General features: G+C 68.9%; 10 protein-coding genes and 4 pseudogenes. 7 read left to right on the forward strand and 7 right to left on the reverse strand.

Annotation, left to right across the window (positions count from 1 at the left end; all coding sequences use genetic code 11):
* Window positions 1-120 (reverse strand): annotated as a pseudogene (locus tag ACWFR4_RS46250) (DNA-directed RNA polymerase subunit alpha); the annotation flags it as partial.
* A gap of 189 nt (window positions 121-309) precedes the next feature.
* The gene (locus ACWFR4_RS46255; RefSeq protein WP_453657694.1) at window positions 310-732 is read right to left on the reverse strand and encodes a hypothetical protein; all 423 of its coding nucleotides are present in this window, start codon (window positions 730-732) and stop codon (window positions 310-312) included.
* A gap of 92 nt (window positions 733-824) precedes the next feature.
* On the opposite strand from ACWFR4_RS46255, the gene ACWFR4_RS46260 reads away from it, so the two are divergent.
* Window positions 825-1,055, forward strand: a complete 231-nt coding sequence (locus ACWFR4_RS46260; protein WP_453657696.1) for a hypothetical protein — start codon at window positions 825-827, stop codon at window positions 1,053-1,055.
* Window positions 1,056-1,528: 473 nt separating this feature from the next.
* Here the strand turns inward: ACWFR4_RS46260 and ACWFR4_RS46265 are convergent, their stop codons facing one another.
* A complete protein-coding gene (locus tag ACWFR4_RS46265; RefSeq protein ID WP_453463967.1) occupies window positions 1,529-2,314 on the reverse strand; it encodes a helix-turn-helix domain-containing protein in 786 nt (261 codons plus the stop codon).
* A gap of 70 nt (window positions 2,315-2,384) precedes the next feature.
* Here ACWFR4_RS46265 and ACWFR4_RS46270 point away from each other — a divergent pair, with 70 nt between their 5' ends.
* From ACWFR4_RS46270 to ACWFR4_RS46280, 3 genes are all read left to right on the forward strand, one after another.
* Window positions 2,385-3,203, forward strand: a complete 819-nt coding sequence (locus ACWFR4_RS46270) for a phytanoyl-CoA dioxygenase family protein (RefSeq protein ID WP_453463969.1) — start codon at window positions 2,385-2,387, stop codon at window positions 3,201-3,203.
* A complete protein-coding gene (locus ACWFR4_RS46275) occupies window positions 3,200-3,496 on the forward strand; it encodes a hypothetical protein (RefSeq protein ID WP_453463972.1) in 297 nt (98 codons plus the stop codon). The genes ACWFR4_RS46270 and ACWFR4_RS46275 overlap by 4 nt, the downstream gene beginning before the upstream one ends.
* A gap of 305 nt (window positions 3,497-3,801) precedes the next feature.
* Window positions 3,802-3,966 carry a hypothetical protein gene (locus ACWFR4_RS46280; RefSeq protein ID WP_453657702.1) on the forward strand — a complete coding sequence of 55 codons (165 nt, stop codon included), beginning with the start codon at window positions 3,802-3,804 and terminating at the stop codon, window positions 3,964-3,966.
* Here the strand turns inward: ACWFR4_RS46280 and ACWFR4_RS46285 are convergent.
* On the reverse strand, window positions 3,929-4,291 hold the full coding sequence (locus ACWFR4_RS46285) for a helix-turn-helix domain-containing protein (RefSeq protein ID WP_453657698.1): 363 nt from the start codon (window positions 4,289-4,291) through the stop codon (window positions 3,929-3,931). The genes ACWFR4_RS46280 and ACWFR4_RS46285 overlap by 38 nt on opposite strands.
* A gap of 174 nt (window positions 4,292-4,465) precedes the next feature.
* On the opposite strand from ACWFR4_RS46285, the gene ACWFR4_RS46290 reads away from it, so the two are divergent.
* The gene (locus tag ACWFR4_RS46290) at window positions 4,466-5,686 is read left to right on the forward strand and encodes a metallophosphoesterase (RefSeq protein ID WP_453468754.1); all 1,221 of its coding nucleotides are present in this window, start codon (window positions 4,466-4,468) and stop codon (window positions 5,684-5,686) included.
* 258 nt (window positions 5,687-5,944) lie between these two features.
* Here the strand turns inward: ACWFR4_RS46290 and ACWFR4_RS46295 are convergent, their stop codons facing one another.
* Both ACWFR4_RS46295 and ACWFR4_RS46300 read right to left on the reverse strand, forming a co-directional pair.
* Entirely contained in the window at window positions 5,945-6,352 is a 408-nt protein-coding gene (locus ACWFR4_RS46295; RefSeq protein ID WP_453468753.1) for an STAS domain-containing protein, read from the reverse strand.
* Between the two features lie 904 nt (window positions 6,353-7,256).
* Window positions 7,257-7,409, reverse strand: a pseudogene (locus ACWFR4_RS46300) (transcriptional regulator); the annotation flags it as partial.
* A gap of 415 nt (window positions 7,410-7,824) precedes the next feature.
* Between ACWFR4_RS46300 and ACWFR4_RS46305 the strand changes: the two are divergent.
* Complete coding sequence (locus ACWFR4_RS46305) at window positions 7,825-9,282, forward strand: multicopper oxidase family protein (RefSeq protein WP_453657700.1); 1,458 nt, start codon at window positions 7,825-7,827, stop codon at window positions 9,280-9,282.
* A 238-nt stretch (window positions 9,283-9,520) separates the two neighbouring features.
* Window positions 9,521-9,884, forward strand: a pseudogene (locus tag ACWFR4_RS46310) (transposase); the annotation flags it as partial.
* Between the two features lie 2 nt (window positions 9,885-9,886).
* On the opposite strand, the pseudogene ACWFR4_RS46315 reads toward ACWFR4_RS46310, so the two are convergent.
* A pseudogene (locus tag ACWFR4_RS46315) lies at window positions 9,887-10,090 on the reverse strand (LCP family protein); the annotation flags it as partial.

The raw sequence follows: 10,090 nt of genomic DNA on the forward strand, positions 1-10,090 counted from the left end.
CCGGCGAAGGGAGTTGCCGAGGGTGTAACCGAAGCCCGGCTCCAGCGGCTCGATCACGAACCGGGAGCGGAACTCGTCGACGACCTCTTCGGTCAGGGACGGACGCTGAGCAATCAGCACGAGGTGTTGCCTCCAGTGGTTCGGCGCCCGCTATGTGACGCCGTAGACACCACGAAGGGTACGTGCGATACGGGCGACACAGCCTCCGAAGAGGCCGAACTGCCCGAATCCGCGCATCTGCCGTCCACTCGGCGGGCCCAGCTCGCGCTGGCGTGGGGCCCGACTATCAGCTGCTACTACTCCTGGGCGTCAGTCATACGCCCAGGGCCGGGACTGGTACAGCCGGGTGTGATAACGGCTTTCCGCCTCCAGTCCGGTGGGGTCGTCGCCGGCACGGAGCACCTGCTCGACGGCGCGACGCTGTTCCGCTGCGCTGGTGAACAGCCGCTGGGGACAGGTTTGTGCGGAGTCGGTCTCGGTGGTCAGGCCGTGGGCTGCCAACTGTGCGATCACGGGCTGGTAGGGGACGGTGCGCAGGACGAACGCGCTGGCCCAAGTCGGCCCCCGCTTACTCCCCAGCAACGCGTGGACTCCTCCGGTGACCGTGATCAGTCCGGTGTCCGCGACGGCGCGCCGTAACCGAGGGCTGGGCGGGTGGTGTTCCAGGTTCTCGGCGTAGGCCTCGTCGAGCAGGCCGACGGCCAGGGCGTACTGGACGGCGTTGCGCCCCACGTGGGATTCTCCCGCGCCAGGCGCAGAACCAGGACGCGGATGGAGTGCACGGTGCGTGGCCGGCCCGAGCGCTTCGGCCGAGAACGGGCCGCTTGGTGGCGCGCGACCAGGTCGAGGTGCCATCGCAGCACCGTGACGGGGCGCACGAGCAACCGCAGTCGACGCAGTACATCGCGCGGGACCTGGTGCAGCAACGCCGCCAGGAACGCCCGATCGCCCGGCCCGAACCGCGGCCTGTTCCCGCCCGGTTGCCGCTCCAGAACCATGATCTGATGCCGCAGCGCCAGGAGTTCCACGTCCTGGTCGCGGTCGCTCATCGGTAGCAAGCGCAGCATGGCGAACACGTTCGTCACACCCAGGTAGGCCAGTCGAAGCAGCACGATCGATCACGTTCCCGCAGCATCCAGCACTCGCGCCAGAGCCCCCGACCCGAGCACCCAGGGGGCCGCGAAACCCGCATACCGCCCCTCACCTGCACGGATGAGGTTTTCGGCAAGGACAGGGCCGCGGTCGACCCAGGACATCGTGCTGTCGGGCGTGCGGTCGCGGCCGGTCGCGACAGTGGGCAGAGGTGCTGCTGTGCAGGAGGCCCGGGTTGCTGTACTGGTGATCGACACGGACTCGGGGCTCGACGACACCCACGCCCTGGCCACGGCACTGACACCGAGTCCGGTCCGCGACACCCCCCGATCGCGGCAGTGTGCGCGGTCGCCGAAAATGTCGGTATAGAGCAGGTGGTGTCGAATGCCCGCCGGCTCCTCGGCGCGTACGGCGTCGAGGATGTCCCGATGTTCGACTACCCGCGCACCGCCGCCCGTGTCGCGCGCGGCGATGCTCCGAGCTCCCTGTGACACGCCTTGTTGAACGCCTGGAGGTCCGGGATGCCGACCGTCGCCGCCACCGCCGGGATCGCCAGCGTCGAGGCCTGGAGCAGGTGCCGGGCCCGTTCCATGCGTCGTCTTCTGATGTAGCCCACCACCGTGGACCCGGTCGCCTCGCGGAACAACCGGGTCAGGTGCGTGTGCGAGACACCGGCAGCGCGGGCGACCTCCGGGACGCACAACGGGCCGGCCAGCCGTTCCTCGATATGGTCCAGGGCGGCCCGCAGGGCGGGGTGAGTTGACCCCTGCGGCCCCTCACCCCCACCCTCCGGACCGGCCGTGCGCCAGAGCACCGTCCACAGCTCCGCCGACGCGCGGACCGGAGACCGGACGGCCGCCGCGACGGTCTGTCGCAGCAGTCCGCTCAGCGCCGCCGCCTCCGCGCCCGCGTCCTGCATCACCGGCACGCGGCGCCGTTCGCCGTCGCCGGGCAGCCGAAAGTGCGCGTACAGGTGCTCGCAGCGCCGCGCCCCGTAGCGGAACCCCACCTCCACGTCCGGCGGCACGAGGCTGACATACCCGGGGCGGATCGGGAAGGACGAGCCGCCCATCTCCAAGGCACCCTCGTATCCGTACAGGTGGAGCTGCCACAGGCGCGGGAGCCGGAACACCTCGTACGGGCCGCTCGCCCCATGCACCCCCACCCCGGCGTTGACCTCCAGCGGCGGCAGGTCGAGAGCCAGGTCCACGTACTCGGTCATGGTGGAAAATTACCAGTGGTTGCCGATTACAGCCCATGACAGCCGGGTGGCCTGTTCCTACGGTTGCCGTATGCCAACCACACCGCAGCTTCTGACCTCCGCCCAGGTGGCGCAGTTCGTGGCCCAGGGTTTCCTGCGACTCGACGGGGTCGTCCCCCAGGAGATGAACGACGAGTCCTTCGGTGTCTTCGACGCCGACCTCCCGTACGTGCCGTACGGCACCCCCGTCCCCAAGGCGTTCGGCGAGGGTACGTTCGCCCGCCGACTCCTCGAACTCCCCACCATCGCGGGCGCGTTGGACAGCCTTGTGGGGCCGGACCCGACCGTCGACCACCACTACATGCACGCCCGCCAGCCTCATGAGGGCAGCGCCCAGTTCCTGCATGCCGACGCCATCATCGACGTACGCCCCGACGCCTTCGACGTACAGCTCATGTACTACCCCCAGGACGTGACCGCCGAGATGGGCGGCACGCTCGTCGTCCCCGGAAGCCACCTGCGCCGCGTCAACGAGTCCGACATCGGCCGCTACCAGAACCTGCGCGGCCAGACCCGACTCACCTGCCCGGCCGGCACGGTCATGCTGCTGCATCACGGCATCTGGCACGGCGGACGGCGCAACGACAGCGATCTCGTCCGCTACATGTACAAGATCCGCTTCAACCCGACGGTGCCGCAGGTCCGCCTGTGGGACACCTCGGACCTGGACAGCCCCGCAGTCCGCGAGGAACTGTCACGAAACTTCCTGTGGTACGAACCGGCCACCGGCCGCCTCGAGATCCACAACCGCATCAAGCTGTGGCAGGCCATGACCGCCGACCCCGACTTCGACATCGACTACTGGGCCACACGCATCAACAACCGGCCCGCGCAGAGGAGCGACGCGTGAGCACCCACGACGGCCAGGCCGCCCAGAGCGCCGTACGACAGCAGGTCCTCGTCCTGTACCTGGGCACCTCCGCCCTCGACTCCGAGGTCGTCGGCTGGTCCCACTACGACGGCACCGGTGACACCCGCCCCACGACCGGCGACAGCGACGAACCCCCGTACAAGACGGGCGTCGCGGCGCTGGCCGACGGCTGGCGGCTGTTCCAGGCCGCGCAGCTCGTACCGGCACCGCCCGGAGGCGAGTACGAAACCTCGTTCCTCAAGCACGAGTTCTTCTTCGAGAAGCTCGTCTGAACGGCGCGCGTGTTCGGGGCCGGCGTTCCTCGGCCGGCCCCGAACGCATCACCACGTCACCGTCAGCGGCCGGCCGCTGACAACGAGACCGCGGGTTCGGCGTGCTGTTGAAGCAGGCGGCGTTGAAGCAGGTAACGAACAGGGCGATGAGCAGGTGCAGCCCCCGCTCCCCGGCGCGGGCACGTCGTCGCTGTAGGGCCCGGTCGCGGACCCGTCGTCCGCGGCCGGGGCCGGCGCCTCCGTGCGGGATGAGCTTCTCGTCGCGCAGGCCCTGCCACATCGCCGCGAGGACGGGGTGGGCCGCCATGGCGTGGGCGTCGCAGACCTCCGCGGCCGAACGCGCCCCGACAAGAACCGAGTCGACGGCCGGATGGGCCGCCGGGAAGCGCAGCGCGGCAGCGCGGCAGCGGCGCGCCGTACTGCTCGACCGCGTCATCGAGAAGCCAGCCTCGTCCTCGAAGACGAGGTAGCCGTCGAGCACCGCACGGGCGATTCCACCTGCGGCCAGGCCTCCTTCACCCAGCCGGTCGCCTTGGCCTCGTCGCCCTCGGCGGCACGCGAGGCGGGGAGCTGGTGGCTCCATCGGTGGCGGTGCAGCATCTGCGCAATGGCCGACAGCGCCACCGTCTTGTGGAACCGGCGTCCGATCAGCCACGACCCGGAGCGAGGCGCGAAGCGCCGCGGCGCCCGGCAGGCCATGGCGGTGCTCGGGGCGCAAGACCAAGGCCCGCCACCGCAGGGCCCGGACGGCCGCGGGCGAGGAGGCGAAGCTCCGCACCGGGGAGCTGTTCGCATCCGGAGACCCGCTCAAGGAACGGACCGTGGAGACGGTGATCGCGACCGCTGCCTCGCTGCGATCACCCTCGCCAGCACACTCATCCCGCTCGATCGATGACCGGCAAGATGTCCCCCCAGGACCACCGGATACAGTGCGCGCGTCGACATTCTGGTTACACGAGGAGGGGAAGCGTGACCGACACCAGCGAAGCCCGATCCGCGGACGGTGCAGCGCACGCGACCGAGCAGAGCCGACTGCGCAGCCTGATGCGCTACATCCCTTTGATCGCCCCCATCCTGCTGTGGGCCGTGCCCTGCTGGGTGCTGCTGCACGCCGGCCAGCACTGGCCGCTCCCCGTGGCGCTGGCCGGCACCGCCCTGTTCGTCCTCGGTCTGATCGGTATGCCGCTCGCGATGGTGCGCGGCCACGGCCGGAGGCAGCAGGACTGGGCGGCGATCGTCGGAGACACCCTCCTTGGGGCCAGCTGGGTCCTGTTCACCTGGTCCGTCGTGCTCGGCGTCCTGCTGCGCCTCGCCCTGACCGTGGCCGGCGCAGGCGACGGTCAGAGCCGGGCCCGGATCGTCACCTGGGCGGTCCTCGGCGTAGCCGCCGTGCTGCTCGCCTGGGGGTACGCCGAGGCCCGCCGGGTGCCACGGGTGCGCCAGCTCGACGTACAACTCCCGCGCCTGGGCGCCGGATTGGACGGCACCCGCGTCGTCCTCATCACCGACACCCACTACGGCCCGCTCGACCGCGCCCGCTGGTCGGCGCGGGTCTGCGAGACCGTCAACACCCTCGAGGCCGACCTGGTCTGCCACACCGGCGACATCGCGGACGGCACGGCCGAGCGCCGCCGCGCCCAGGCCACTCCGCTCGGCACCGTGCGAGCCACCCGGGCCCGGGTCTACGTCACCGGAAACCACGAGTACTACAGCGAGGCCCAGGGCTGGGTCGACCTGATGGACGAGCTGGGCTGGGAGCCGCTGCGCAACCGTCATCTACTGCTCGAACGCGGCGGCGACACCCTTGTGGTCGCCGGCGTGGATGACGTCACCGCCGAGTCCTCCGGCCTGGCAGGCCACCGCGCCCACCTGGCCGGAGCCCTGGACGGCGCCGACCCCGACCTGCCCGTCCTGCTCTTGGCCCACCAGCCCAAGTTCGTCGACCGGGCCGCAGCAGGCGGCATCGACCTCCAGCTCTCCGGCCACACCCACGGCGGCCAGATCTGGCCCTTCCACCACCTCGTCCGCATCGACCAGCCCGCCCTCGCCGGCCTCAGCCGCCACGGCACCCGCACCCTCCTCTACACCAGCCGCGGCACCGGTTTCTGGGGCCCGCCGTTCCGCGTCTTCGCCCCCAGCGAGATCACCCTGCTGGTACTCCGCTCCCCGCAACAGTCCCCCACGCCCTGACACGGAGCGGGCCGGCAATCCCGAATGGCCCGGTTCACCGAGTCGAAGCCTGCCTCGTCCCATGCGCGGACGTCGCCGGTCGGCCATCTCCGAGTGGGACCAGCAGGGGCGGTTGCGACGGTGCGGAAGAGACCGGCTCGGCGGCACCCTTCACGAGTACCAACACTCCTCTTGACCTGCACAGATAGGGTTTCCGGCAGGAGCAGGGCTGCCGGAACCCCCAAGTTGCCGCACACCCGACACACAGTGGCGCCCTCCTCAGCCCGAGGATGGATGCGGCCAGTCCGCGAGGCTGCCAGGCAAGGGAGCAGACGCCGTCGCTTCCGCTGTCGAGGGGAGGATCTCGTAACTCTCGCGCATGCCGCTCACGTCGAAGATCTTCAGTATCCGGCTGGAGGCGGACGCGATACGCAGTGTCCCTTCGTGTTCACGGAGGCGTTTGGTGATCGCCACGATCATGCCCAGCCCCATCGAATCCATGAAGGCGACAAAGCCCAGGTCCAGGACGAAATGGCGGTGCCCCTCATTGAAGAGCTTGATCACTCCTTCGCGGATCATGGGGGCGGTGTGGGCGTCGACCTCACCGTCGATCTCGATGACGGTCCAGCCGTTGACCACGTCGTAGCTCACCATCATGTTCTCGTGCCGGATGATGTTCGTTCGCATTGCCATCCCTCCTCACGTCTCCAGGCGGCGTGGGATGCCCAGAAGCGTGCGGTGGAGACGGCCGGCCCGTGCCGATCAAGACTTGCGCAAGGGCCAGTTCGTGAACGGCGGTGACCGCCACCACTGGCGTCTCACGCACTGGTCACCGGCTCCTGGTCAGCCACTCGGCGAGAGCAGCTCCCGGCTGTGGTCCACATCCTTGGCGGCGCCCAAGACGATCTGTTCGGCCATAACGGTGCCCTTCCAGACCGGCCGGCCGCCCCGGCCTCGCGGGTAACCAGCTCCGCCCCCGCCGCGAAGCGGTTGGTCCCGACCCTGTGCCGCTCGAACACCTCATCCTGCGCCTGGCCCGGGAGAACAGCAACTGGGGCCACCTCCGGATACAGGGCGAACTCGCCCGCCTCGACTACCCGATCGCCCCGTCCACGGCCCGGGAGTCCTCCACGCCTGGCATCGACCCCGCGCCGCAGCGCTCCGGCCCGGCCTGGCGGCAGTTCCTGACCTCCCAGGCCCACGGCATCATTGCTGCCGACTCGACCGCACACCCGACCGCGGACTGGGTTGCCCAGCTCGCCCGGAACACAGTCATGGACCTCCACGACGCAGGAACCAAGGTGAAGTTCCTCATCCGCGACCGGGACGCGCGCTGCCCCGCCACCTTCGATGCCGTCCTACAAGCCGAAGGCATCGAAGTCGTCCAGACCGGCATCCGTATCCCCCGCGTGAACGCAATCATGGAACGCTGGGTACGAACTTGCCGGTCCGAACTCCTCGACGCACCCTCATCTGGAACCAGGCCCATCTACTCCACGCACTACGCGAGTACGAGCAGTTCTACAACGGGCACCGCCCCCGCCACACCCTCAAAAGCGCCGCTCCCCTACGCCCACTGCCCGAACCGCTCCGGCCGGACGGTCTCCTCCCAGACGTACGTCAGGAGCGCGGTCGCCCGCTCGGGCAGGTCGTCCCGCTCCAACACGGAGGGGAGCGGTCCCCGCGGGGACGCCCGGAGGTTGGCCCGTGCCTCCTCGGCATCGGCCGTCCGCACCCGGGCCACGGTCTAGCTGTTCCGCAAAACGAATAGATTGGACGATCAGGCTCGCGCCATTTGGAGAGAGGCGTGTGGTCAGCCTCTCTCACGACCGACCTCGCGCTGGGGTCGCGGCCGTCGAGCGCGCGGCGGCGAGAACAACCCTGTGGCGTGGACGGATCTTGCGGATGCACTCGGTTTGCCCGGCATCCGCGGTTGATCAGGCCCACGGTCTCCGCATCCTCCGGATTCGGCGGATCTCAACCACAGGAATGCCCACACCCCAGTGGACCGCCGTCCACGCCCGCAGCCCCGGGCGACGTCCGTACATCGGGGGTGGCTGTGTCGCGCGAACGCCCCACCGGGGTAGCGCACAGGCGGGACCACGTGCTTGCTGGGAGTGAGCTACGTGCGATGTGGGAGTCCCAGGAGTGGAGAGGTAATGAGGTCTCGGTTCAAGCTGCCCGAACTGGCCACTGCCGTCGTTGTCGTCATCGCCCTCCTGGTCGGTGGCTGTTCCGGCCAGCAGCCGCCGGAGCGGGAACCGGCGCAGGCGCAGCCGGTGGCTGTCCCCCTGCAGTCGCCGGCGGTTGCGCAGGGCGCGCCGCTGAAGGAGCCGGCGCAGATGGTGAGCCGCAACGGGGTCCTACGGGTGGAACTCGTCGTGGAGAGGCGAAAGGTCGAGGTGGGCGGCCGTAAGCTGTGGGCCCTCACCTACAACGGCAGTTACATGCCTCCCACGCTGCGCATCCGGCCGGGGGACAAGGTGGACCTGTCGATGAAGAACTCGCTGAACGAGTTCACCAATCTGCATGTTCATGGACTTCATGTGTCGCCGAGCGGCAACTCCGACAACATCTTCGTCCACATCGATCCCGGCCAGACGTTTCACTACGCTTACCAGTTTCCGAACACCCTGCGGCCCGGCACCTACTGGTACCACTCACACGCACACTCGATCTCGGCACCGCAGGTCGCCGGGGGCATGTCGGGCGTCCTGATCGTCGACGGGCTGCAGGAATACCTGCCGGCGAAGTTGCGCCACATCACCGAGCACGTCATCGGGCTCAAGGACTTCCAGGTCCAGGGTGATGCGGTCAGGACCCAGAACCTGCACATCGGCGCGTCCACCAATCGCACCGTCAACGGTCAGCTGAACCCGACCATCCGCATCCGGCCGGGTGAGACCCAGCTGTGGCGGCTGGCCAACATCAGCGCCAACATCTACTACAACATCCACCTGCAGGGTCAGCGGTTCCATGTGATCGCTCACGACGGCACCCCCGTCGACCGGATCTGGACGGCTGACTCGCTCCTACTCGCGGCAGGCGCGCGCTTCGACGTGCTCGTACAAGGCGGTCCGACCGGCCGTACCCAGCTGCAGACGCTCGCGTACGACACCGGGCCGGCCGGCAACAAGTTCCCGCAGGCCACCCTGGCAACCCTGGTCTCCGAAGGACCTTCCGCGCACCCGGCGGCCCTGCCCACCTCAGCCTTCGCGCCGGTCACGGACCTGAGCCACTCGGCGATCGCCACCCGGCGCACCCTCGTGTTCTCCGAGAACAAGGACGGCAGCAAGTTCTTCATCAACGGCAAGCAGTTTGATCCGAACCGGGTGGACGTCCGGTCCAAGCTGAACACGGTCGAGGAGTGGACCGTGCGCAACGACAGCAACGAGGAACACTCGTTCCACGTGCACGTCAACAAATTTCAGTTGATGAGCATCAACGGCCGACCGCACGCCGGCCACGGCTTGCAGGACACGGCGAGCGTGCCCGCCAAGGGGAAGATCGTCCTCCGGACCCAATTCAGGAACTACACCGGCAAGACCGTGCTTCACTGCCACATCCTCAACCATGAGGACGCGGGCATGATGGCGGTGCTGGAGATCGTCAAGTAACGTGCCGACGCCCGTAGCACCGGGGCGAAGCGGTCAGCATCGGCGCCGACGTCGGAGTGGCGCGATCTCCGTGACGACGGCGTGGGGCTCGTAAAGTCATCGCTGCAGGTCGCGACCATCGCACGGTCTGTACTGGAACCATGCCGGCGTGATCGTCTCACTGCTGTACAAAGTCGCCCGCAAGCTGCTGCCCGTCCCCGGGGTGCTCTTGAGTCGCGACAGCGCCAAGGCCGCCGAGTTGCTTGTCCTCCACCATGAGAATGCGGTGCTACACCGTCAGATCGCCGGCCCGGTCCGCTACGAGCCCGCGGACCGGTTCTGGCCGGCCGAGTTCTACGACTGCCTCTACTCCCGTGCTGAGCGTCGGTGAGCTCGAAGAGCGCACAGTGCTGTGCACGGACGGTCCAGTCACGTCGCCGGCCGAGCTGACGCTGACGGCCGAGCACCGGCGCGGGCACGGAGCGATGTACGACGCGGTCAACCATGGCTGGCTGGAACCGCGCCGTCTGCGGCGGCTGCTGGCCTCCACCCCGCTGCCGAGAGCGGCCGACGGGCGAACCGTCCTCGCGGTCGATGTGAGCAACTGGCTGCGGCTCGACGCCCTCTAGGTGCCGGCGGTCACCGGTGAGTCGGTGCGTGCGGCGACCGAGTTGTGGGTCGCGGACTTGGGGATCGGGCGGTCGTCGTGCAGGGCCTGCCAGACCTGGTGGGATGCTTTGGTCATGGGCAGGACGCGGCCGGTGTCCTGGGCGTCGTAGCGGACGGGCAGCGTGATCATGTTCATGTGGTCGGGGCTGATGCCCTTCAG

The sequence above is a fragment of the Streptomyces sp. NPDC055140 genome, from assembly GCF_053607285.1.